Annotated in this window: 24 protein-coding genes, 1 tRNA gene and 1 pseudogene; 7 read left to right on the top strand and 19 right to left on the bottom strand. The window is 59.6% G+C overall.

What is annotated here, in order from left to right; genetic code table 11:
- The first annotated feature begins 337 nt into the window (after positions 1-337).
- The 6 genes from gcvH to J3P75_RS06890 all read left to right on the top strand — a co-directional run bounded on the left by gcvH (position 338) and on the right by J3P75_RS06890 (position 7,687).
- Positions 338-721 carry a glycine cleavage system protein GcvH gene (gene gcvH / locus J3P75_RS06915; protein WP_434709739.1) on the top strand — a complete coding sequence of 128 codons (384 nt, stop codon included), beginning with the start codon at positions 338-340 and terminating at the stop codon, positions 719-721.
- A gap of 11 nt (positions 722-732) precedes the next feature.
- Entirely contained in the window at positions 733-3,585 is a 2,853-nt protein-coding gene (gcvP, locus tag J3P75_RS06910) for an aminomethyl-transferring glycine dehydrogenase (protein WP_434709738.1), read from the top strand.
- A 200-nt stretch (positions 3,586-3,785) separates the two neighbouring features.
- On the top strand, positions 3,786-5,162 hold the full coding sequence (locus J3P75_RS06905) for an L-serine ammonia-lyase (protein ID WP_434709737.1): 1,377 nt from the start codon (positions 3,786-3,788) through the stop codon (positions 5,160-5,162).
- 195 nt (positions 5,163-5,357) lie between these two features.
- Positions 5,358-6,485 carry a glycine cleavage system aminomethyltransferase GcvT gene (gcvT, locus tag J3P75_RS06900; protein ID WP_434709736.1) on the top strand — a complete coding sequence of 376 codons (1,128 nt, stop codon included), beginning with the start codon at positions 5,358-5,360 and terminating at the stop codon, positions 6,483-6,485.
- 404 nt (positions 6,486-6,889) lie between these two features.
- The gene (locus J3P75_RS06895) at positions 6,890-7,102 is read left to right on the top strand and encodes a cold-shock protein (RefSeq protein WP_003227496.1); all 213 of its coding nucleotides are present in this window, start codon (positions 6,890-6,892) and stop codon (positions 7,100-7,102) included.
- A gap of 96 nt (positions 7,103-7,198) precedes the next feature.
- Positions 7,199-7,687: an RDD family protein gene (locus J3P75_RS06890; protein ID WP_434709735.1), complete on the top strand. Its 489-nt coding sequence runs from the start codon at positions 7,199-7,201 to the stop codon at positions 7,685-7,687.
- Between the two features lie 134 nt (positions 7,688-7,821).
- Here J3P75_RS06890 and nadA read toward each other — a convergent pair whose 3' ends face one another.
- The 19 genes and pseudogenes from nadA to J3P75_RS06795 form a co-directional block, all read right to left on the bottom strand.
- Positions 7,822-8,880, bottom strand: coding sequence for a quinolinate synthase NadA (nadA, locus tag J3P75_RS06885; protein WP_394508180.1), 1,059 nt, complete (start codon positions 8,878-8,880; stop codon positions 7,822-7,824).
- A 271-nt stretch (positions 8,881-9,151) separates the two neighbouring features.
- A tRNA-Lys gene (locus J3P75_RS06880) sits at positions 9,152-9,227 on the bottom strand.
- Between the two features lie 63 nt (positions 9,228-9,290).
- Complete coding sequence (gene queC / locus J3P75_RS06875) at positions 9,291-9,983, bottom strand: 7-cyano-7-deazaguanine synthase QueC (RefSeq protein ID WP_039758175.1); 693 nt, start codon at positions 9,981-9,983, stop codon at positions 9,291-9,293.
- A gap of 1 nt (position 9,984) precedes the next feature.
- Positions 9,985-10,632, bottom strand: coding sequence for a 7-carboxy-7-deazaguanine synthase QueE (gene queE, locus J3P75_RS06870; protein ID WP_434709734.1), 648 nt, complete (start codon positions 10,630-10,632; stop codon positions 9,985-9,987).
- 166 nt (positions 10,633-10,798) lie between these two features.
- Entirely contained in the window at positions 10,799-11,638 is an 840-nt protein-coding gene (ybgF, locus tag J3P75_RS06865; RefSeq protein ID WP_090285605.1) for a tol-pal system protein YbgF, read from the bottom strand.
- A gap of 6 nt (positions 11,639-11,644) precedes the next feature.
- On the bottom strand, positions 11,645-12,142 hold the full coding sequence (gene pal / locus J3P75_RS06860; protein ID WP_003178634.1) for a peptidoglycan-associated lipoprotein Pal: 498 nt from the start codon (positions 12,140-12,142) through the stop codon (positions 11,645-11,647).
- A 52-nt stretch (positions 12,143-12,194) separates the two neighbouring features.
- Positions 12,195-13,475, bottom strand: a complete 1,281-nt coding sequence (tolB, locus tag J3P75_RS06855; protein WP_434711229.1) for a Tol-Pal system beta propeller repeat protein TolB — start codon at positions 13,473-13,475, stop codon at positions 12,195-12,197.
- Between the two features lie 17 nt (positions 13,476-13,492).
- The gene (tolA, locus tag J3P75_RS06850; protein WP_016773505.1) at positions 13,493-14,569 is read right to left on the bottom strand and encodes a cell envelope integrity protein TolA; all 1,077 of its coding nucleotides are present in this window, start codon (positions 14,567-14,569) and stop codon (positions 13,493-13,495) included.
- Positions 14,569-15,021 (bottom strand): protein TolR, encoded by a 453-nt coding sequence (gene tolR, locus J3P75_RS06845; protein ID WP_160767866.1) that lies wholly within the window; start codon positions 15,019-15,021, stop codon positions 14,569-14,571. Before tolR ends, tolA begins: the two co-directional genes overlap by 1 nt.
- 23 nt (positions 15,022-15,044) lie before the next feature.
- On the bottom strand, positions 15,045-15,740 hold the full coding sequence (gene tolQ / locus J3P75_RS06840; protein ID WP_007995636.1) for a protein TolQ: 696 nt from the start codon (positions 15,738-15,740) through the stop codon (positions 15,045-15,047).
- A complete protein-coding gene (gene ybgC, locus J3P75_RS06835; protein ID WP_186550560.1) occupies positions 15,730-16,197 on the bottom strand; it encodes a tol-pal system-associated acyl-CoA thioesterase in 468 nt (155 codons plus the stop codon). Before ybgC ends, tolQ begins: the two co-directional genes overlap by 11 nt.
- A 127-nt stretch (positions 16,198-16,324) precedes the next feature.
- Positions 16,325-17,386 carry a Holliday junction branch migration DNA helicase RuvB gene (gene ruvB / locus J3P75_RS06830; protein WP_090285613.1) on the bottom strand — a complete coding sequence of 354 codons (1,062 nt, stop codon included), beginning with the start codon at positions 17,384-17,386 and terminating at the stop codon, positions 16,325-16,327.
- Positions 17,387-17,995, bottom strand: a complete 609-nt coding sequence (gene ruvA / locus J3P75_RS06825; RefSeq protein ID WP_434709733.1) for a Holliday junction branch migration protein RuvA — start codon at positions 17,993-17,995, stop codon at positions 17,387-17,389. It abuts the gene before it with no gap.
- 114 nt (positions 17,996-18,109) lie between these two features.
- Positions 18,110-18,638 (bottom strand): annotated as a pseudogene (gene ruvC, locus J3P75_RS06820) (crossover junction endodeoxyribonuclease RuvC).
- A 154-nt stretch (positions 18,639-18,792) separates the two neighbouring features.
- Positions 18,793-19,539, bottom strand: a complete 747-nt coding sequence (locus tag J3P75_RS06815) for a YebC/PmpR family DNA-binding transcriptional regulator (protein ID WP_034153419.1) — start codon at positions 19,537-19,539, stop codon at positions 18,793-18,795.
- A gap of 128 nt (positions 19,540-19,667) precedes the next feature.
- Positions 19,668-21,443 (bottom strand): aspartate--tRNA ligase, encoded by a 1,776-nt coding sequence (gene aspS, locus J3P75_RS06810; RefSeq protein WP_434709732.1) that lies wholly within the window; start codon positions 21,441-21,443, stop codon positions 19,668-19,670.
- 97 nt (positions 21,444-21,540) lie between these two features.
- Positions 21,541-21,762 (bottom strand): FmdB family zinc ribbon protein, encoded by a 222-nt coding sequence (locus tag J3P75_RS06805; protein ID WP_332766516.1) that lies wholly within the window; start codon positions 21,760-21,762, stop codon positions 21,541-21,543.
- 130 nt (positions 21,763-21,892) lie between these two features.
- On the bottom strand, positions 21,893-22,231 hold the full coding sequence (locus tag J3P75_RS06800) for a ribbon-helix-helix domain-containing protein (RefSeq protein ID WP_434595997.1): 339 nt from the start codon (positions 22,229-22,231) through the stop codon (positions 21,893-21,895).
- A 185-nt stretch (positions 22,232-22,416) separates the two neighbouring features.
- A complete protein-coding gene (locus J3P75_RS06795) occupies positions 22,417-22,887 on the bottom strand; it encodes a Dps family protein (protein ID WP_085697174.1) in 471 nt (156 codons plus the stop codon).
- Between the two features lie 314 nt (positions 22,888-23,201).
- Here J3P75_RS06795 and J3P75_RS06790 point away from each other — a divergent pair, with 314 nt between their 5' ends.
- A complete protein-coding gene (locus J3P75_RS06790; protein WP_434709731.1) occupies positions 23,202-23,804 on the top strand; it encodes a cold shock domain-containing protein membrane protein in 603 nt (200 codons plus the stop codon).
- Positions 23,805-23,855 lie beyond the last annotated feature (51 nt).

The following is a 23,855-nucleotide window of genomic DNA, read 5'->3' as shown; positions in this document are numbered from 1 at the left end:
TCGCGAGCAGGCTCACTCCTACAGGGGACCGTGGCGATCTTGAAAACGACCTCCATCTGTACTGAAACCGCTACAGCGGAACGATATCGCTACACCCTCCCTCGATCAGCGCTGTGCAAGGCTTTGATCCCGTTCAGCTTTTATCCTCAGCGGCGACTGTAGCGATTTCGCTACACCCAACCGTCGAACGTCGCCGTCGTAATAGCTAACCTATTGATTCAAAAGATAAAAATCTTATTGGCCGTATTCTTGCTAAACAATTCCTCATTAATAAGGGCATCACTGCCCACGCTTTCCACCGCGTCCACCAGACGAGTCTGGCCCCTGAGGAGTTTCCATGAGCGAGTTGCGTTTTACTGAAGATCACGAATGGCTGCGCACCGAAGCTGACGGCAGCGTTACTGTCGGCATTACCGCTTTCGCGCAGAACGCCTTGGGCGACGTGGTGTTCGTGCAACTGCCTGAGCTGCAGGCCTACGAAAAAGGCGCCGAAGCCGCCACCGTCGAATCGGTAAAGGCTGCCAGCGGCGTGTACATGCCGCTCGATGGCGACGTACTGGAAGTCAACCCGGCGCTGCAAGACGCACCGGAACTGGTCAACGAAGATCCGCTGGGCCAGGGCTGGTTCTTCCGCTTCCAGCCAAGCGACGCCGCGGCCGTTGCCAAATTGCTCGATCAGGACGCTTACGACCGTCTGATCAAAGCCCAAGCCGAAGCCTGAGGAACAACGCCATGACCCAAGTAAACCTCGGCACTGCCAACGAATTCATCGCCCGTCACATCGGCCCGCGCGCCGGCGACGAGCAAGCCATGCTCAACAGCCTCGGCTTCGATTCCCTCGAAGCCCTGAGCGCCAGCGTCATCCCGGAAAGCATCAAGGGCACCAGCGTCCTCGGTATGGACGACGGCCTCAGCGAAGCCGATGCCCTGGCGATGATCAAATCGATCGCCGGCAAAAACCAGCTGTTCAAAACCTACATTGGCCAGGGCTACTACAACTGCCACACGCCGTCGCCGATCCTGCGCAACCTGCTAGAGAACCCGGCCTGGTACACCGCTTACACCCCGTACCAGCCAGAAATTTCCCAGGGCCGTCTCGAAGCGCTGCTGAACTTCCAGACGATGATCAGCGACCTCACCGGCCTGCCGATCGCCAACGCCTCTTTGCTCGACGAAGCCACCGCTGCTGCCGAAGCCATGACCTTCTGCAAACGCCTGAGCAAGAACAAGGGCAGCCACCAGTTCTTTGCCTCGATCCACAGCCACCCGCAAACCCTCGATGTGCTGCGCACCCGTGCCGAGCCGCTGGGCATTGACGTGGTCGTGGGCGATGAGCGCGAGCTGACCGACGTGACGCCGTTCTTCGGCGCACTGCTGCAATACCCGGCCAGTAACGGTGACGTATTTGATTACCGCGAACTGACCGAACGCTTCCACGCCGCCAACGCGTTGGTAGCAGTGGCCGCCGACCTGCTGGCCCTGACCCTGCTGACCGCCCCGGGCGAGTTCGGCGCTGACGTCGCCATCGGTTCGGCGCAACGCTTCGGCGTACCGCTGGGCTTCGGTGGCCCGCACGCCGCTTACTTCTCCACCAAAGATGCGTTCAAGCGCGACATGCCGGGCCGTCTGGTCGGTGTTTCGGTTGACCGCTTCGGCAAGCCGGCGCTGCGTCTGGCCATGCAGACCCGCGAGCAACATATCCGTCGCGAGAAAGCCACTTCGAACATCTGCACCGCGCAGGTGCTGCTGGCCAACATCGCCAGCATGTACGCCGTGTATCACGGCCCGAAAGGCCTGACCCAGATCGCCAACCGCGTGCATCACCTGACCGCGATTCTGGCCAAGGGCCTGACTGCGCTGGGCGCTAACGTCGAACAAACCAGTTTCTTCGACACCCTGACCGTAGCCACTGGCGCGCAAACCGCCGCGCTGCACGACAAGGCGCACGCGGCGCAGATCAACCTGCGCGTCATCGATGCCGAACGTCTGGGCCTGTCGGTCGACGAAACCACCACTCAGGCGGATATCGAAACCCTGTGGGGCCTGTTCGCTGATGGCAAGACCCTGCCGGACTTCGCTGCGCTGGCCGCGTCGGTGCAGAGCAGCATTCCGGCCTCGCTGGTTCGCCAGTCGCCGATCCTCAGCCACCCGGTGTTCAATCGTTACCACTCGGAAACCGAGCTGATGCGCTACCTGCGCAAACTGGCGGACAAGGACCTGGCACTGGATCGCACCATGATCCCGCTGGGCTCGTGCACCATGAAACTCAACGCCGCGAGTGAAATGATCCCGGTGACCTGGGCCGAGTTCGGCGCCCTGCACCCGTTCGCCCCGGCCGCACAAAGCGCCGGTTACCAGCAACTGACCGATGAACTGGAAGCGATGCTCTGCGCAGCTACCGGTTACGACTCGATCTCGCTGCAGCCGAACGCCGGTTCGCAAGGCGAGTACGCCGGCCTGCTGGCAATCCGCGCCTACCACCAGAGCCGTGGCGATGAGCGTCGCGATATCTGCCTGATCCCGTCTTCGGCCCACGGCACCAACCCGGCCACCGCCAACATGGCCGGCATGCGCGTCGTCGTCACCGCGTGCGATGCGCGTGGCAACGTCGACATCGAAGATCTGCGCGCCAAAGCCATCGAGCACCGCGAACACCTCGCCGCGCTGATGATCACCTACCCGTCGACCCACGGTGTGTTCGAAGAAGGCATCCGCGAAATCTGCGCGATCATCCACGACAACGGCGGCCAGGTGTACATCGACGGCGCCAACATGAACGCGATGGTCGGCCTCTGCGCACCGGGCAAGTTCGGCGGCGACGTCTCGCACCTGAACCTGCACAAGACCTTCTGCATTCCTCACGGCGGTGGCGGCCCGGGCGTTGGCCCGATTGGCGTGAAGTCGCACCTGACGCCGTTCCTGCCGGGCCACGGCCAGATGGAACGCAAGGAAGGTGCAGTTTGCGCGGCACCGTTCGGCAGCGCGAGCATTCTGCCGATCACCTGGATGTACATCCGCATGATGGGCGGCGCCGGTCTGAAACGCGCTTCGCAACTGGCGATCCTCAATGCCAACTACATTTCCCGTCGCCTCGAAGAGCACTATCCGGTGCTGTACACCGGCAGCAACGGCCTGGTCGCACACGAATGCATTCTCGATCTGCGCCCGTTGAAAGACAGCAGCGGCATCAGCGTCGATGACGTCGCCAAGCGCCTGATCGACTTCGGCTTCCACGCCCCGACCATGTCCTTCCCGGTCGCCGGCACGCTGATGATCGAGCCCACCGAAAGCGAATCCAAAGAAGAACTGGACCGTTTCTGCGACGCCATGATCCGCATCCGCGAAGAAATCCGCGCAGTGGAAAACGGTACGTTGGACAAGGACGACAACCCACTGAAAAACGCCCCGCATACCGCAGCGGAACTGGTGGGCGAGTGGACTCATCCGTACAGCCGCGAGCAAGCGGTATACCCGGTGGCGTCGCTGGTTGAAGGCAAATACTGGCCACCGGTCGGTCGCGTCGACAACGTCTTCGGCGACCGCAACCTGGTGTGCGCCTGCCCGTCGATCGAAAGCTACGCTTAAACCTATGCGGGATCAGTTATCGCTGATCCCGCAAACACCGCAGATCCCTGTAGGAGTGAGCCTGCTCGCGATAGCGGTGCGTCAGATAACAATTGTGTTGGCTGATACACCGCTATCGCGAGCAGGCTCACTCCTACAAGGGAATGCGGCGCGCCAAGGAAATCAGCCAATTCCCATAACAAGAAACCGGAGAAACACTCATGTCGTTAAGCGTGTTCGACCTGTTCAAGATTGGCATCGGTCCTTCCAGTTCCCATACCGTCGGACCGATGCGCGCGGCGGCGCGTTTCGCCGAAGGTCTGCGGCGTGAGAACCTGCTGGCGGCCACCGCCAGCGTTCGCGTCGAGCTGTACGGTTCGCTCGGCGCCACCGGTAAAGGTCACGGCAGCGATAAAGCCGTGTTGCTCGGCCTCGAAGGCGAGCACCCGGACACCGTCGACACCGAAACCGTCGCCGCGCGTCTGCAAGAGATTCGTGGCAGCGGCCGGCTGAATCTGCTCGGCGAACAGAGCATTGCGTTCAACGAAAAAGAACACCTGGCGATGATTCGCAAACCGTTGGCCTATCACCCCAACGGCATGATTTTCCGCGCCTTCGATGCGGCGGGGCTGCAGATCCGCAGTCGCGAGTACTACTCGGTGGGCGGTGGTTTTGTCGTCGATGAGGATGCGGCCGGTGCCGACCGCATCGTCGAAGACGCCACACCGCTGACGTTCCCGTTCAAAAGTGCCAAGGACTTGCTCGGGCATTGCAGCACCTACGGTTTGTCGATCAGCCAGGTAATGCTGACCAACGAAAGTGCCTGGCGCCCGGAAGCGGAGACCCGCGCCGGACTACTGAAGATCTGGCAGGTCATGCAGGACTGCGTCGCCGCTGGCTGCCGCAACGAAGGCATTCTGCCCGGTGGTTTGAAGGTCAAACGCCGGGCGGCGGCGCTGCATCGCCAGTTGTGCAAAAACCCGGAATCGGCGCTGCGCGATCCGCTGTCAGTGCTCGACTGGGTCAACCTGTATGCGCTGGCGGTCAACGAAGAAAACGCCAACGGCGGGCGCGTGGTCACGGCGCCAACCAACGGCGCGGCGGGGATCATTCCGGCCGTGCTGCATTACTACATGCGTTTTATCCCCGGCGCGAATGACGACGGTGTCGTGCGTTTTCTGCTGACCGCTGCGGCGATCGGCATTCTCTACAAGGAAAACGCTTCGATCTCCGGCGCCGAAGTCGGTTGTCAGGGTGAAGTCGGCGTCGCCTGTTCGATGGCGGCCGGCGCACTGTGCGAAGTGCTCGGCGGCAGCGTGCAGCAAGTCGAGAACGCCGCGGAAATCGGCATGGAACACAACCTCGGCCTGACCTGCGACCCGATTGGCGGACTGGTGCAAGTGCCGTGCATCGAGCGCAACGCGATGGGCTCGGTGAAAGCGATCAACGCGGTGCGCATGGCCATGCGCGGCGACGGCCAGCATTTCGTCTCCCTCGACAAAGTCATCCGCACCATGCGCCAGACCGGCGCCGACATGAAAAGCAAATACAAGGAAACCGCCCGCGGCGGCCTGGCGGTCAACATTATCGAATGCTGATCAGACCCGTTTTTAACGCCCTCTCCCTCCGGGAGACAACGTAATCAACTTCACCTCCCTTCGGGAGGCAACGCAATCAACTCCCTCTCCCTCCGGGAGACTACACAGTTAACTCCCTCTCCCTCCGGGAGAGGGCTGGGGTGAGGGGCTTTTGATCTTGCCTTTCACCTGAACCGAATTTCAAAGGAGCCACGCATGTCCACCGAACAACGACTCTCGAAAACCCCGCTCCACGCGCTGCACCTCGAACTCGGCGCGCGCATGGTGCCCTTCGCCGGCTACGACATGCCCGTGCAATACCCGCTCGGCGTGATGAAAGAGCACCAGCACACCCGCGAACAGGCCGGCCTGTTCGACGTCTCGCACATGGGCCAGATCCGTCTGAGCGGCGCAAACGCCGCAAAAGCCCTGGAAACCCTGGTGCCGGTGGACATCATCGACCTGCCAGTGGGCATGCAGCGCTACGCCATGTTCACCAATGACAGCGGCGGCATCCTCGATGACCTGATGGTCGCGAACCTTGGCAACGACGAACTGTTCCTGGTGGTCAACGCCGCTTGCAAGGATCAGGACCTGGCGCATCTGCAACGACACATCGGCGATCAGTGCACCATTACGGCGCTCTTCGAAGAGCGCGCGCTGCTGGCGCTACAAGGACCGGCAGCCGTTACCGTGCTGGCGCGTCTAGCACCGGAAGTGGCGAAGATGACTTTCATGCAGTTCAACCGTGTGTCGTTGCTGGGCGTTGATTGCTTTGTCAGCCGTTCGGGCTACACCGGTGAAGACGGTTTCGAAATCTCGGTACCGGCCGCCGATGCGGAAAAACTGGCTCGCGCTCTGCTCGCCGAACCGGAGGTCCAGGCCATCGGCCTCGGTGCCCGCGACTCGCTGCGCCTGGAAGCCGGCCTGTGCTTGTACGGGCACGACATGAACACCGAGACTACGCCGATCGAAGCCAGCTTGCTCTGGGCAATCTCCAAGGCGCGTCGCGCGGATGGCGCGCGGGCCGGCGGTTTTCCCGGCGCGGAACAGATTTTCGCGCAACAGCAGAACGGCATTGCCCGCAAGCGCGTCGGCCTGCTGCCACAGGAACGTACGCCAGTGCGTGAAGGTGCAGAGATCGTCAACGAAGCCGGGGAGATCATCGGCAGCGTATGCAGCGGTGGCTTCGGCCCGACCCTGGGCGGGCCGTTGGCGATGGGTTACCTCGACAGCGCCTATTCCGCGCTCGAGACCCCGGTGTGGGCGATCGTGCGTGGGAAAAAGGTGCAAATTCTTGTAAGCAAAATGCCATTTGTTCCGCAACGCTACTACCGCGGTTGATTGACTGTTTCTATAAGTAACGCGATTGCGTTGTCCGTGCACTAATGTGTAACGCAATCGCCACAAAAAAGTGCATTGCCCAGCGTTTGATTCGAATATGAACTTTACTTATAACCTTTGAAAACAAGCGAACAAGCCAACCTTGTAAGGCTGCACTAACAAACTGCCAAAATGCCAGCAAGTGCAGTAAAACCGGGCGCTTCGCGGGGCTTGTTTTTTCTCCCGTAGTTGGCGTAGAGTTCGTTCACTGTGTTTGCATGGGTCAGCTTGGAATCGTGACCTGGGCAGTAGCCTACAAGTTAGCTACATCCCGCTCGACGTCTTCTTACTCTCCTGCAACCAGCCCCAGTACTCTTTCATGAGAAAGAGACTGTCATTAATTTAATGCGTCAAAGGAATAAGAAATGTCCACACGTCAGAGCGGTACCGTCAAGTGGTTCAACGACGAGAAAGGTTTTGGTTTTATCACTCCTGAAAGCGGTCCGGATCTGTTCGTGCATTTCCGCGCCATTCAGGGCAACGGCTTCAAGAGCCTGAAAGAAGGCCAGAAAGTGACTTTCGTTGCTGTGCAGGGCCAGAAAGGCATGCAGGCTGACGAAGTACAAGCCGAAGCCTGATTTCTGCTACGAAAAAGCCCCTGATATTGATATCAGGGGCTTTTTTGTGCGCGCGAATCCGTAAAATGCCGTTTCCCTTCGCGTCCAGAGGCTGCCATGTCGAAAAACCTGCTCACCCCACAGGGCGACTTTCCTGCCGTCGGTCTTGGTCGGCGTCTGGCCGCAATGTTTTATGACTTTCTGCTGTGCACCGCCCTGCTGATCGTCACCGGCTTCGTATACAAGCTGATTCAGGCCGCAATTATTGGCGAAGAACGCCTGCGAGTGATGACCGATGCCGGGCAACTCGATGGCGATCCACTCTACTCGACGGTGCTGCTGCTGGTGCTGTTCGGTTTTTTCGCCAAGTTCTGGACCCATGGCGGGCAGACGCTGGGCATGCAGGTGTGGGGCATTCGCGTGCAGAACGCCAATGGCACGGCAATCAGCCTGTGGCAGGCGCTGCTGCGCTTCATGGTATCGATTGCGTCGTGGCTATGCGTTGGGCTGGGATTCTTCTGGTCGCTGTACGACAAGCAGAAGCGCACCTGGCATGACATCTACTCGGATAGCCATGTTGTGCGGATCCCGAAGAAGACCAGATAATTTCCGAACACCCAAAACCAATGTAGGAGTGAGTCTGCTCGCGATAGCGGTGTGTCAGTCAATGTTTGAATCGACTGATACACCGCTATCGCGAGCAGGCTCACTCCTACAGGTTTGTTTGTTGCCTGAAAGATCTAGGCGTTACCGGCCAATTTCATCCGCGCCGCCTGGGTGAAGTCCAGCATGCGCTTCAAAGGCCGAATCGCCTGTGGAATCAACGCCGGGTCAACGAAGATCTCGTTTGTGCCTTCCTTCAAGCTCTTCAGCGTGCGCTCAAGGGTGTTCATGGCCATCCACGGGCAATGTGCGCAACTGCGGCACGCGGCGCCGTTACCGGCGGTGGGCGCCTCGATGAAGACCTTGTCCGGGCACAGCTGCTGCATCTTGTAGAAGATGCCACGGTCGGTTGCGACGATCAGCGTCTTGTTCGGCAGGCTTTGCGCTGCGGCAATCAACTGACTGGTCGAGCCGACGGCATCGGCCAGTTCGATCACCGAAGTCGGCGACTCCGGGTGCACCAGAATCGCCGCGTCCGGGTACAGCGCTTTCATGTCTTCGAGCTGCTTGGACTTGAACTCTTCGTGAACGATGCAGGCACCGTCCCAGAGCAGCATGTCGGCGCCGGTCTTGCGCTGAATGTAAGTGCCGAGGTGCTTGTCCGGGCCCCAGATAATCGTCTCGCCGTTGTCCATCAGGCTTTCGACGATTTCCAGCGCGCAACTCGAAGTCACCACCCAGTCGGCACGCGCCTTTACCGCTGCCGAGGTGTTGGCGTAGACCACGACGGTACGTTCCGGGTGCTGATCGCAGAACGCCGAGAACTCGTCGACCGGGCAACCGAGGTCCAGCGAGCAGGTCGCCTCCAGGGTTGGCATCAGCACGCGTTTTTCCGGGTTGAGAATCTTCGCCGTCTCGCCCATGAACTTGACGCCGGCGACCACCACGGTCTTGGCCGGGTGGGCATTGCCGAAGCGCGCCATCTCCAGCGAGTCGGACACGCAACCACCGGTTTCCTCGGCCAAGGCCTGAATCACCGGGTCGCAATAGAAGTGCGCCACGAGCACCGCGTCCTGAGCCTTGAGCTCGGCGGCGATGGCGGCACGGTAGTAAGCCTCTTGCTCGGCAGTCAGCGGTTTGGGCTGTTTGGCGTCGAGGTGGGCTTGAACCAGAAGGCGTTCGGAAATCTGCGTCATGTTCGCAAGACCTGCAGGCGCATTCGCGCGAAAGTCGAGTATACACCCGGCTCCGGACCGCTAGAGGGTACCGCCGGGAGAGTGAGTAATATCAGGCACGGACAGCGTTGAAGCTGCGCAAGGCTACAGAATATCCCGTTGATACAAAAGATCATTCTGACCTGCGTCAGCGCAGGCATCGGCGAAACAGGCAATGACCGAATTGCAGGCAAAAAAAAACCCGGAAATCCTCACTTTCGTGGGCCTTCCGGATTTTCTAAACCGCCAAATATGGTGGGTCGTGTGGGATTCGAACCTACGACCAATTGGTTAAAAGCCAACTGCTCTACCAACTGAGCTAACGACCCGCTGTGTGGTGGCGCGTATAATACTGATTTCTAAGGACTATTCAACACCTTTTTTGAAAAAGATCAAAAATAAGGGGTTGGATCGTCCACACCCGCTGCCGCGAAGCCTTCTGCACGCAGGCGGCAGCTGTCGCATTTACCGCACGCACGGCCGTCATCGTCGGCCTGATAGCAGGAAACGGTCAGGCCGTAATCAACGCCCAGCTTCACACCGGCCTGGACGATCTGAGCCTTGCTCAGGTTCTGCAACGGCGCCTGGATGCGGAAACCGTTGCCCTCCACGCCTGCCTTGGTTGCCAGGTTGGCCATGCGCTCGAACGACTCGATGAACTCCGGGCGGCAATCCGGGTAACCGGAATAATCCACCGCATTGACGCCGATGAAGATATCGCGCGCACCGAGCACTTCTGCCCAGCCCAATGCCAGCGACAGGAACACCGTGTTGCGTGCGGGCACGTAAGTGACAGGAATGCCCTCACCCAGCTCTTCTGGAATGTCGATGCTGGTGTCGGTCAATGCCGACCCGCCCATGCCATTCAGATTAAGACCGATGACCTTGTGCTCGACCACGCCCAGATCGCGAGCCACCCGCGCAGCGGCGTGCAGTTCGGCGTGAGAGCGCTGGCCGTAATCGAAACTCATGGTGTAGCAGGCGTAACCTTCGGCCCGGGCCATGGCCACCACGGTGGCCGAGTCGAGACCGCCGGACAGCAGGATGACCGCACGTTTTTCGGTAGTGTTCAGTTGTTCAGTCATCTCAGCGCCCCGGCTCGTCATTCCAAAGATATTTGTGCAACTGCAATTGCAGGCGCACCGGCAAATTGTCCGCCACCACCCAGTCCGCCAGCTCGCGCGCGTTCAAGTCATGGTGGCTTGGGGAAAACAGCACTTCCCCGGCGCGGCGATCGAGCCCGTACTGAATCAGCTTCGATACCGCCCAGTCGTAGTCCTCGCGCGAGCAGATGACAAACTTCACCTGATCGTGGGGCGTTAGCAGTTCGATGTTCTCGTAGCGGTTGCGATGGGCTTCTTTCGAGCCCGGCGTTTTCAGATCCACAACGCGACTGACGCGCGGATCGACCGCCGAGACGTCGAGGGCGCCGCTGGTTTCCAGCGAGACCTCGTAGCCGGCGTCACACAACTGCTTGAGCAAAGGAATGGCGTTCGGCTGGGCCAGCGGCTCACCGCCGGTGACGCAGACATAACGCGGGCGAAACCCGGCGACCTGCTCAAGGATGTCGTCGAGGGTGCGCACGGTGCCGCCGCTGAATGCATAGGCGCTGTCGCAGTACTGGCAACGCAAGGGGCAACCGGTGAGGCGCACGAAAACCGTGGGCAGCCCGGCAGTCCGCGTTTCCCCCTGCAACGAGTAGAAAACTTCGGTGATTCTCAATGTGTCTTGCATAGTCGCCACGGGCGTAACAGCTAAACAGGCTGTCCGCCTCCGTCAGGCACTTCAGGCAATCCCGCCAACGCGTGGACCGCAAGAAGCGTGTTTCAGAAAAAGGGCGTGAATTCTAACGAAAAAACCCGCGACAAGCGCGGGTTTCTTCCAAACGGGTCAAGCCTGCTTACATGCGTTGCAGATCGCGCTGGGCGAGCTGTGCGGCGGAAGTCCCCGGATACTGGGAAACCACCTGCTGCAAGATGCCTTTGACCTTGTCGGTATGACCGAGGCGGCGCTCTACGTCAGCCAGCTTGTACAGCGAATCCGGCACCTTGTTGTGCTTGGGATACAGCTGCGAAACCTTGGCAAATGCCTGACCTGCACCTTGCAGATCGCCTTTAGCCAGGTTCACTTCGCCCAACCAGTACTGGGCATTGCCCGCGTACTGGCTGTTCGGGTATTTACGCAGGAAAGCGGCAAACGCCTGGCTGGCCTTGTCGAAATCCTTGGCTTTGATCAGGTCGAAAGCGGCATCGTAATACAGCTTTTCCTTGGCCGGATCAGCCGGTTCGCTACCTGCGGCAGGCGCCTGGGCAGCCGTGGCAGCCCCCGCACCGGCGGCAGCACCGGCAGCAGCACTTGCATCGCCACCGGCAGAAGAATTCTCGGGAGTCGCGGCTGGTGCAACGCCGGATCCTATGCGCCGATCAAGATCCTGGTATCGCTCCAGGGATTCCTGCTTCATGCGCGCAACCTGATTCTGCAGTTCTTCGATCACGCCTTGCTGGCGCGAGATCTGATCCTGCATCTGTTGCAATTGGTTGAACAGCATGCCTTGTGCCGAGGCAGGGGCCGAAGCCGCTCCCCCGGCATAGGCGCCGTTCGTACCGTAACCCGCAGGCGGATAACTGCTCCCGCTATTGTTATAACCGGAGTTGTCATCGACCACAGGAACCGCAGCCCACGCCGCAAGCGGCGCGAGGCTGAGAGCCAGAACAGTTACAGCACGACGGCACGTTCGCATATCGAATTACTTACGCAGTTCGACGCGACGGTTCTGGGCCCAGGACTGCTCGTCGTTGCCGGTAGCAACTGGACGCTCTTCGCCGTAGGAAACCAGTTCCAGCTGAGCTGGGGAAACACCTTGCAGTACCAGGTAGCGCTGAACGGCTTTCGCACGACGCTCGCCCAGTGCCATGTTGTACTCACGAGTACCACGTTCGTCGGTGTTGCCTTCCAGAACAACGCGAGCGCCGTTTGCTTTCAGGTCTTTGGCGTGAACGTCCAGAGCGCGCATGGCTTCTGGCTTCAGGTCCGAGCTGTCGTATTCGAAGTAGAAGGTGGTGATTGCGCGCAGAGCAGCTTCTTCGCTCAGGGAACCGTCAACGGCACCAGTGTTTGCGCCGTAACCAGCGTTTGGATCAACAGCGCCTTCACCGGCGTTGTCGCCGCCTTTGGACGAGCAACCTACAGCTACAGCCATGGCCAGAGCCAGCGCAGCAAATTTACCAAACTTCAGCATTTCCATCGTGAAACTCCTAATGAACCCCAGTGTGTTAAGTAAAACGTGTAGCGCCCGCTCACTTCAGGTAAGGGGACCAGGACGGTTCTCTGACTTCGCCTTGAGCGGTAGGAAGCGGGAGCCTCACGCGTCCATTAATGGACACGAGCATCAAGACTCCCCGGCCCTGTTGGCGGGTGGCGTAGATTACCATGGTGCCGTTGGGCGCAACAGTAGGCGACTCGTCCAGAGTGCTATCAGTGAGGATCTTTACACTACCTCGCTGCAGATCCTGAGCTGCCACCTTGAAATTGGTGAAGCCATCCTGACGATGGATCATCACCAAAGTCTTTTCATCAGCCGACAGTTTCGGGTTGGCGTTGTAGTTGCCTACAAACGTCACACGCTCGGCACCACCGCCACTGGCGCTGGTTTTATAGATTTGCGGTTTGCCGCCACGGTCCGAGGTGAAATAGATGGTCGAACCATCCTTGCCCCAGAACGGCTCGGTATTGATCCCCGGGCCAGATGTCACACGGGTGATCTGACGCGAACCAAGGTTCATCACGTAGATGTCCGGGTTACCGTCCTTGGACAGCACGAACGCCAGACGATTGCCATCCGGCGACCAGGCTGGCGCGCCGTTCAGGCCTTCGAAGTTGGTGATCTGCTCGCGGCGACCGGTGTCGATGTTCTGCATGAAGATGCGCGGACGCTTCTGCTCGAACGACACGTAGGCGATGCGCTTGCCATCCGGTGCGAAACGCGGCGACAGGATCGGCTCGCGCGATTGCAGCAGGGTCACTGCCCGGGCGCCATCGTAGTCGGAGCGTTGCAGCGTGTAGCGCGTGTTTTTCTCGGAGAAACGCTCGGCAGTCACGTACAACAGACGTGTCGAGAACGCACCTTCGATACCGGTCAGTTTCTGGAACGACTGATCGGAGATGAAGTGCGCCATGTCGCGAATCTGGTCGGTCGTACCGGAAACGCTGCCGTCGGCCACTTTCTGCTCGGTGGCAACGTTGAACAGCGCCCACTGCACCTGCAAACGACCACCCGCCGGAGCAATGCTGCCGACCATCATGTACTGAGCGCCCACCGCCTTCCAGTCACGGAAGATGATTTCGCTCGGCTGGCTTGGCTGGCTGATCATGTTGGCTTTTGGAATCGGCGAGTAATAGCCCGAGTTGCGCAAATCGTTGCCAATGATTTCAGCCATGTCATCAGGCAGCACCGCACCGCCCTGCATGCCGAACGGTACGACGGCGATCGGCGTTGCCCGATCGCTGCCGCTGGTGACCAGAATGTTCTTTTCCTCTGCCATCGCGATCCCTGCCATGCAGCAGATCACGACCAGCATTCCTCGAAGAAGGTTTCTCACAAGGCTAGATCCTCAGGTGTGAATGTCATCTTGAATGAACGATACGGAGCGAAATCGCTCGGCTTCATTCCCTGCATTTCTGTCAAACGTCCAATATTCTTCACTGCCGCGACTGCCGAAGCATCGAACGGACCGTCGCCACTGGACTTGGCCACGCTGACCGAAGTCACCGTACCGTCCGGCAACATGCCGATCTGCAGCACCACCGTCATGCCTTTGCGTGCCGAAGGCGGACGTGCCCAGCCTTCTGCTGCTCGTGCACGAATCAGGTCATCGAAACTGCCCGCGACTTCGTCACCCTGCTCATCGGCCAAGGCCTGCTGGCGCTGCGGCGTGTCGGAAAGCAGATCTGCCAGGGCCTGAGCCTTTTTGTCTTCGGCAGATTTGCGTGCCGCTTCCTGCGCTTTCTTCTTCGCAGCATCGGCAGCAGCTTTCTTCTTCGCGTCTTCGGCGACTTTCTTCTTCGCCTCTTCAGCTTCAGCTTTCTTCTTGGCGTCTTCGGCGGCTTTCTTTTTCGCGTCTTCGACGATTTTCTTCTTGGCTTCTTCCGCAGCGGCTTTCTTGGCCTCTTCTTCAGCGGCCTTCTTGGCTTCGTCTTCGGCTTTCTTCTTGGCTATATCAGCCAATTGTTTCTCTTCAGCCTTTTTCGCTTCGGCTTTTTTCGCGTCGTCGGCTTTCTTGGCTTCATCAGCCTTTTTCGCTTCGTCCGCTTTCTTCGCCTCGTCGGCCTTCTTGGCTTCCTCGGCCTTTTGAGCCGCTTCCTCTTTCTTTTGTTCCGCCGCCTTCACCGCTTCCTGCTCGATCTTTTTCTGTTCCATCTGCTCGACTTCGGTCTGGCGCGCGGCGGATTTCTTCGCCTCACCCGCAATCTTCTGATTGGTCTGGGTGGTTGCCTGACTTTTCGATTTCAGCTGGTACAGGGTCGCCTGGACGATCGGCTTGGCCGGCGGCAGTTCAGGCGTGAAGGCAAAACTGACGAACAGCATGCCGAACACCAGCACGTGCAGGACAATCGCCAGAACGCTGGGCCAGAAGTAGCTTTCCGAGGCGGACGGCTCTCGCTGTTGCTGCATCAGGGGGCCTCGGTAATCAGACCAACGTTACCGACCCCGGCCTTCTGCAACCCGCCCATGGCACCCATGACGGCGCCGTAGTCGACAGTCTTGTCGCCACGAATGAACACCTGGGTGCGTTTGCCGCCCTCGGTGCCGGCGCGAATGATCTTGGTCACCGCATCGGTCATCTGCGGCAGGGTCATGGCGCGATCCTGCTGTTTCTCGGTGTCGACTTCGCTGCCAAGGTTCCAGTAGTAGGTCTTGTCAGCCTTGATCGAAATGGTCAGGACCTGAGTGTTGTTGTCCTGCGGCAAGGCTTCGCTGGAAACCTTGGGCAGATCAACTTTCACGCCCTGATTGAGCATCGGTGCGGTCACCATGAAGATGACCAGCAGCACCAACATCACGTCGATGTAGGGCACTACGTTCATCTCGGCGACCGGCTTGCGCTTTTTGCGAGCTCGAGCGATTAAAGCCATCGGGAAATACCTGCTTATTCTTCGCTGGTGTGCACTTTGCGGTGCAGGATCGCCTGGAATTCATCGGCGAAGGTGTAGTAGCGGCCCAGCAAGGTTTCGCTGCGCGCAGCGAAACGGTTGTAAGCGATAACGGCCGGGATCGCGGCGAACAGACCGATCGCGGTGGCGATCAGTGCTTCGGCGATACCCGGTGCCACGGTGGCGAGGGTCGCTTGCTGAGCGGTGGCCAGACCGCGGAAAGAGTTCATGATGCCCCACACGGTACCGAACAGACCGATGTACGGGCTGACCGAACCGACGGTGGCGAGAAACGGCAGGCTCTGCTCAAGCTTCTCTTCTTCACGCGAGATAGCAACGCGCATGGCACGCGCCACGCCTTCCATCACCGCTTCAGGATCGACACCTGGCTGCTGACGCAGACGGGAGAACTCCTTGAAACCGGCACGGAAGATCTGCTCCACACCTGAATCCGGATCCGGGTTGCTACCGGCCTGACGGTACAACTTGGACAGATCGATACCCGACCAGAAGCGCTCTTCAAAGCTCTCCAGGGCGCGTCGACCGGCACGCAGCAGATTGCTGCGCTGAAAGATCATGATCCATGAGGTCACCGATGCGGCCACCAGGGTCAACATTACCAACTGCACCACGATGCTGGCATTGCTGACCAGGCTCCACATGGAGGAATGGTCGACGACGTTAGCTTCCACGCTTTATCTCCTGCTTTGAGTGTGTACCCGGACCGACCGCGTCGGCGAAGGCCGCCCGCAAGTCTTCGGGAAGGGCCCGGGGTTTCAAACTGTCGGTGCGCACACAGGCCACCAGAAACTGCCCTTCGCAGAGCAGCACATTATCCGTCGCCCGCCTGACCTGCTGCTTGAAGCGCAGGCTGGCACGGTTCAATTCGGTTACATCAGCGCTTACCAGCAGTTCGTCGTCCAGTCGCGCCGGCGCGTGATAGCGCGCTTCGCTGGAATGCACGACGAACAACAGGTCCTCCCCTGCAAGCTGCGACTGGGCAAAGCCCAGCTCGCGGAGCCGCTCGGTTCGAGCCCGTTCCATAAACTTGAGGTAATTAACGTAATACACGATGCCGCCCGCATCGGTGTCCTCGTAATAAACGCGACAACGATGTGCGAACGGCCCAAGCCCGTTTTGCGCGCGCATACTCTAGTGCTTACTCCTCAGGTTGCCAATCCGGCGAGACAACTGTTTTTCGTGGTTTCAGAGCTTTAACGCAAAAGTACCGTGCTCTGACAGTACAAACCCTGAATAAATCGCCAACAAATGTGTATCAATCGTCCGCAGCATCGAGAAACTCGTCTGCCACGGGCATCTCGCCCATGCGTGACGGGATGTTCAAACCGAAATGCAGATACGCATGTCGAGTCACTACCCTGCCCCGCGGCGTGCGCATGATGTAGCCCTGCTGAATCAGATACGGCTCGAGGACGTCTTCGATGGTATGGCGTTCTTCGCTGATGGCCGCCGCCAGGCTGTCGATACCGACCGGGCCGCCATCGAACTTCTCGATCATCGTCAACAGCAGACGCCGGTCCTGATGATCGAAACCGTGTTCGTCGACATCCAGCAGGTTCAACGCCAGGTCCGCCACCGACTTGGTGATGTGGCCCTTGGCGCGGACTTCAGCGAAGTCACGTACCCGGCGTAGCAAACGGTTGGCGATTCGCGGGGTGCCACGCGCGCGACGAGCGATCTCGAACGAACCCTCCGGATCCAGCGGCAAGCCAAGAATGCTCGCCGAACGGCTGACGATCGTCGCCAGATCCGCCGTGCTGTAGAACTCCAGGCGCTGAACGATACCGAAGCGGTCACGCAGCGGATTGGTCAGCATGCCGGCGCGGGTGGTGGCGCCAACCAGGGTGAACGGTGGCAGGTCGAGCTTGATCGAACGCGCCGCCGGCCCTTCGCCGATCATGATATCGAGCTGGAAATCTTCCATGGCCGGGTACAGCACTTCTTCGACAATCGGCGACAGGCGATGGATTTCGTCGATGAACAACACGTCGTGCGGTTCGAGATTGGTCAGCAGCGCCGCCAGATCCCCCGGACGCTCCAGCACTGGGCCGGAAGTGCTCTTGATCGAAACGCCCATTTCTTCGGCGATGATATTGGCCAACGTGGTTTTACCCAGCCCCGGCGGGCCGAAGATCAGCGTATGGTCCAGCGACTCGCTGCGGCCACGCGCAGCCTGGATGAACAGTTCCATCTGCTCGCGCACGGTCGGCTGGCCGATGTAGTCGGCCAGGCTGACCGGGCGAATGGCGCGGTCCTGGACTTCTTCGCGCTCGCGCGGGCTGTGCGCAGCGGCGATCAGACGATCAGCTTCAATCACTTAAATCATTCCCTTCAGGGCGCGGCGGATCATGTCTTCACTGCTCAGGTTCTTGTCCTTGATGGCGGAAATCGCCTTGCTCGCTTCCTGCGGCTTGTAGCCCAGGGAAATCAGCGCGCTGACCGCATCGTTTTCGGCGGTATTGACCGGCGCCGGGCCATCGGGCTGATTCGGCACCAGCGCGAACATGGCCGGCGAGGTTTCCCAGGCCTTGAAGCGATCCTTCAATTCGACCAGCAGGCGTTCGGCGGTCTTCTTGCCGACACCCGGCACTTTGGTCAGCGCCGAGGTGTCCTGCGACTGCACGCAACGGATCAGCTCGTCGACCTCCAGGCTCGACATCAGCGCCAGGGCCAATTTCGGCCCGACACCATTGAGCCTTATCAACTCGCGGAAAAAGTCCCGCTCTCGCTTGCCGGAGAAACCGTAAAGCAACTGCGCATCTTCGCGTACGACCAGATGGGTATGCAGGGTCAGCGGTTCACCGACAGACGGCAGGCGATAGAGGGTGGTCATGGGCACTTCCAGCTCATACCCGAGGCCGTTTACATCCAGAATCAGGTGCGGCGGCTGTTTCTCAACCAGGGTGCCGCGCAAGCGTCCAATCACGTTTCAGATCCTTGAGCGTTGGCCAGCCGTGGGCTGGCGACTGTCGAAAGGCGAAAATCGCGCCGGCAACACAGGCGCACACATCCGCTTTCAGGAAAATTGCTGCTGATGCTATCAGAGACGCAGGCGCCCGCCACGACTGCGTGCGGTCCCCAGGCCGTGCGGTAGCAGACTGGAACGCGTGTGCGCATGGCAAATCGCGATTGCGAGGGCATCGGAAGCATCGATCTGCGGTTTGCTGGTCAGTTTTAGCATGTGCATGACCATCATCTGCACTTGTTCTTTATTGGCGGCACCGGTGCCCACCACGGCCTGCTTGACCTGGGTGGCGGTGTACTCGGCAATCTCCAGGCACTCTTCGGCGCCCGCCACGATAGCCGCGCCGCGGGCCTGCCCGAGCTTGAGCGCCGAGTCGGCATTTTTCGCCATGAAGACCTTTTCGATGCCCATGGTGACCGGGCCGTAAGTCTGGATGATTTCGCGCACGCCGCGATAAACAATTTGCAAACGCTCGTGCAGCTCGCCCGCACCGGGTACGGATGCAGCCAGACGCCACATAAACACAGCCGCCCCGCCCGGTATCACGAACAATCCCGTAACCGGTGATGCGCGAGCCGGGGTCGATACCCAGAATTAGAGTCATAACGCCTGCAGATTCATAAAAACGATTTACCTGACACCCAATAGCAAATGTGGGAGCGAGCCTGCTCGCGAAGGCGGTACTTCAGCAACACAGGTGCTGAATGACACACCGCTTTCGCGAGCAGGCTCGCTCCCACATTGAATCGTAGTCGCTCTTAACCGAGCTGAGCGGCGACGTCTTCCGGAATGTCTGCGTTGGAGTAGACGTTCTGCACGTCATCCAGGTCTTCAAGCATGTCGATCAGCTTGAGCACCTTCTCCGCCCCTTCCAGATCCAGCTCGGCGCTGGTGGTCGGCTGCATGACGATTTCCGCGTCATCACCCTTGAACCCGGCGGCTTCAAGTGCGTTACGCACTGCGTAGAAGCTGGTGAACGAGGTGAACACGTCGATCGAGCCGTCTTCATGCGTGACGACGTCATCGGCGTCGGCTTCCAGCGCCGCTTCGGTCAGCGCGTCTTCATCGACGCCCGGCGCGAAGCTGATCTGGCCCTTGCGTTCGAACAGGTACGCCACCGAACCGTCGGTGCCGAGGTTGCCGCCGCATTTGCTGAACGCGTGACGCACAGCCGCAGCGGTACGATTGCGGTTGTCGGTCATGCACTCGACCATCACCGCCACGCCGCCCGGGCCGTAGCCTTCGTAGGTCAGCTCTTCAACGTTGTCCGCCTCGGTCGCACCGGCGCCGCGCGCAACGGCGCGGTCGATGATGTCGCGGCTCATGTTGGCGCTCAGGGCCTTGTCCAGGGCCAGACGCAGACGCGGGTTGGAACCCGGATCACCGCCGCCCTGACGGGCCGCAACAGTCAGTTCGCGGATCCACTTGGTGAAGATCTTGCCCCTCTTGGCATCCTGACGTTCTTTGCGGTGCTTGATGTTCGCCCACTTGGAATGACCTGCCATAACTCGCTCCGAATTCTCTTTGAAACGTTGCCCGCCCTGCATGTGCAGCGGCCAGCAAACACAAAATCTCGACCTGCTCTTTATAGAAAGAAAAAAGGCGCATCCGAAGATGCGCCTTCAGGCCCGTCTTACTCAGCCTTTGGCGTTTCGCGCAAACGAATGTGCAGCTCGCGCAAGGCCTTGGCATCCACCACGCCCGGAGCCTGCGTCATCACGTCGGCAGCACTCTGGGTTTTCGGGAAGGCGATCACTTCACGGATCGACTGGGCACCGGTCATCAGCATTACCAGACGGTCAAGACCGAAGGCCAGACCACCGTGCGGCGGTGCACCGTACTTCAGCGCGTCGAGCAGGAAGCCGAACTTCTCTTCCTGTTCCGCTTCGTTGATGCCCAGCAGACGGAATACCGCCTGCTGCATTTCCTTGCGGTGAATACGGATCGAACCGCCACCCAGCTCGGTGCCGTTCAATACCATGTCGTAGGCACGCGACAGTGCGCCGGCCGGGTTGGCTTCGAGCTCCTGCGGGGTGCACTTCGGTGCGGTGAACGGGTGGTGCAGCGCCGAGAAGCTGCCGTCGTCGTTTTCTTCGAACATCGGGAAGTCGACGACCCACATTGGCGCCCACTCGCAGGTCAGCAGCTTTAGGTCATGACCGAGCTTGATGCGCAGCGCGCCCAGGGCTTCGCTGACGATCCTGGCCTTGTCGGCGCCGAAGAACACGATGTCGCCATCGACCGCGCCGACGCGATCAAGGATCACGTTGAGCTTGTCTTCAGGAATGTTCTTGACGATCGGCGATTGCAGACCGTCAACACCGGCTGCGCGCTCGTTGACCTTGATGTAGGCCAGGCCCTTGGCACCGTAGATGCCGACGAACTTGGTGTAGTCGTCGATCTGCTTGCGCGGCATGCTCGCCCCGCCTGGAACGCGCAGTGCGGCAATGCGGCACTTCGGATCGTTGGCCGGACCGCTGAACACCTTGAAGTCGACTTCCTTGAGCTGGTCGGCAACGTCCACCAGTTCCAGCGGAATACGCAGGTCCGGTTTGTCGGAACCGTAGCGGCGCATGGCCTCTTCGAAGGTCATGTGCGGGAATTCGCCGAATTCCAGATCCAGCACTTCCTTGAACAGGTTGCGGATCATTTGCTCGGTCAGGCCCATGATCTCTTTTTCATCGAGGAAGCTGGTCTCGATGTCGATCTGGGTGAATTCCGGCTGACGGTCGGCGCGCAGGTCTTCGTCGCGGAAGCACTTGGCGATCTGGTAGTAACGGTCGAAACCGGCCACCATCAGCAGTTGCTTGAACAGCTGCGGCGATTGCGGCAGGGCGAAGAACGAACCGGCGTGGGTACGGCTTGGCACCAGATAGTCACGCGCACCTTCAGGAGTCGCACGGGTCAGGATCGGTGTTTCGACGTCAAGGAAGCCGTTTTCGTCGAGGAAGCGACGGATGCTGGTGGTCATGCGCGAACGCAGACGCAGCTTCTCGGCCATTTCCGGACGACGCAGGTCGAGGAAGCGATAACGCAGACGGGTTTCTTCGCCGACGTCGGAGAACTCGTTGAGCGGGAACGGCGGGGTTTCCGACTCGTTCAGCACTTCCAGTTCGTAGCCCAGCACTTCGATCATGCCCGAAGCCATGTTGGCGTTGGTTGCGCCAGCAGGACGCAGACGCACCTTGCCGGTGATCTTCACCACGTATTCGCTGCGCACGCGATCGGCGGCGGCGAAGCTCTCGGCGCGATCCGGATCGAAGACCACCTGGGCCAGACCGTCACGATCACGGATATCGAGGAAAATCACCCCGCCGTGGTCGCGACGACGGTGAACCCATCCGCAAAGGGTAATTTCCTGACCTTCCAGGCTTTCGTTCAGTTGGCCGCAATAGTGGCTGCGCATCATGATAATGGTTCGCTTCTCGTCATTCGATATTCGGTGGAGATCCCGTTGCTCAAGCAATGCGGGAACTCACGCGTGTCGTTCGTTCAGGGCTTGAACCCTAGTCAGCTTTGTCGCCACCGGCCAGATTCTTCTTGGCGCCGGTCTTGAAATCGGTCTCGTACCAACCGCTGCCGCTGAGGCGAAAACCCGGCATCGACAGCTGTTTCTTCAGTTCGGGCGCCTGACAGGCAGGGCAGTCGACCAGCGGTGCGTCGCTGATCTTCTGAATGGCTTCCAACTGATGACCACAGGAAGCACACTGGTAATCGTACATCGGCATGGAGGTGTCTCGGCGATCAGATTGCTGCCGCGCGCAGGGCTTTGCGGCGAAAGAGCGGGATTATATCGATTAAATGCGGCCTGTGCAGCCGTAAGCTGCACAGGCCGCGACCTCGTTTGCACGTGCCGTCTCAGAGCGAATCGGACCGCGCCGCTTGACCGATGCCGTTCATCACGCACACCACTCGCACCAGTGCGCTGAAATTCTTCACCCCGCCGTGACGCAGATGTACTTCACGGTCGACGTGAGACAACAGCGAGCTGATCGAACAGCAGTTGTCTGCCGCCATCGAGCCGAGGATGTTCCAGTAAACCTGCTCCAGACGCAGGCAGGTGGCGTAACCATTCAACCGTACTGATCGCGACAATGGCCTGATCAGCGCCATGTCGAATCCGCTGACGAACGGATCGACCTTCAAATCATGTGGCGCGCCGCCCCTGCGGTCGCCGCGCCTGTCTCCTTCTACCATATCGCTGACACTCCTTTGCCATCTCTGCTTGTTTGAAAAGTCACATCCTGTGGCTTTCATAAAAGCGCAGACACAAAGTTATAGCCAGACGACTTGTTGACCGCCGCCGTAGGATAAGCCAACGATACAAGTAAGACTTTGCTCAGGTATGCAGGCCTTGAGAGGCAAGGCCTGCGTGCGGCAAATCAGGCTTCGAGCAGTGCGCGCAGCATCCACGCGGTCTTCTCGTGCACCTGCATGCGCTGGGTCAGCAGGTCGGCGGTCGGCTCATCGCTGACCTTGTCGAGCAGCGGGAAAATCCCGCGTGCCGTGCGGGTCACCGCTTCCTGGCCTTCGACCAGTTGCTTGATCATGTCTTCGGCGCTCGGCACGCCCTCCTCTTCCTTGATGGAAGACAGACGTGCGTAGGTGGCATAGGCGCCCGGCGCCGGAAAGCCCAGGGCGCGGATGCGTTCAGCGATCAAGTCCACCGCCAGCGCCAGCTCGTTGTACTGCTCTTCGAACATCAGATGCAGGGTGCGGAACATCGGGCCGGTGACGTTCCAGTGGAAGTTATGGGTTTTCAGATACAGCACGTAGGTGTCCGACAACAGACGCGACAGCCCTTCGACGATGGACTTGCGGTCTTCTTCACTAATACCGATATCGATTGCCATGGTGACCTCCTGAGGGCGATTGATTTCATCCAAAAGATGCAGGCCCACTCTAGCAAGGCTGCCGCCACCCCGCAGCCCCGATCAAACGCTTGCACTGCGACAAAACGACCGACGCACTGCCACTGGCCGGGCTGATTTGAGTCGCCGCAGGCTTTGCTGTTAAATAGGCGATGTGTCGCCATGCCCCGTTTTTCGGGGTGTTCGCGCATAGGCTGATGCTGTGAACGTGTCCACCGCCTCTTTTCTTTGTTCCGAAGCGAACCGTTCGCCTTCAGCTCTTCCTTGTGAGCCGTCATAAACGTGAGCCAATCAAAATGTTGAAAATCGTCCACCTGCTGATGGGCGCAGCGGCCTTGCTGCTGTCGTTCATACCCAGCTTGAAATCCGAAGCCGTTCCCTACCTGCAACAACCCGATGCACTTTACCTGGCCTTTTTCGGCCTGCTGAACCTGATCCTTGCGCCAGTAATTCCCTACTGGAACAAAGGCCCGCGTCAGCATCTGCAAAACCTGGTCAGCGCTCTTCTGGTACTGACCGTCGTCCTGCAAACCCTGACCCTGATCGCGCCGATGCCGGTCATCGCTGGCCAGCCGGCCGTGCTGTTCAGCCTGGTAATCGCACTGGTTGCGGTGGTCGTGCACCTGGCGGTGAGCTTCTATCGTTCTTCACCGGCCGCCACGCCGACCAGCTACGACATGACCAACCGTGATACCGGCACCGTCAAGTGGTTCAACACCTCCAAAGGCTTTGGCTTTATCTCGCGCGATTCCGGCGATGATATTTTCGTGCACTTCCGTGCGATCCGTGGCGAAGGTCACCGCGTTCTGGTCGAAGGCCAGCGCGTGGAGTTCTCGGTGATGAACCGCGACAAGGGCCTGCAAGCCGAGGACGTCATCGCCGCGCTGCCACGCCGCTGACCCAAAGCAAAAAACCGCGAACAGCCTGGCTGCTCGCGGTTTTTTTTATGC

The organism is Pseudomonas sp. R1-1 (genome assembly GCF_051132135.1).
In the GTDB taxonomy this organism is placed as follows: domain Bacteria; phylum Pseudomonadota; class Gammaproteobacteria; order Pseudomonadales; family Pseudomonadaceae; genus Aquipseudomonas.
The sequence above is the reverse complement of the archived record's forward strand: the minus strand, read 5'-3'. Positions and strand labels throughout refer to the sequence as shown.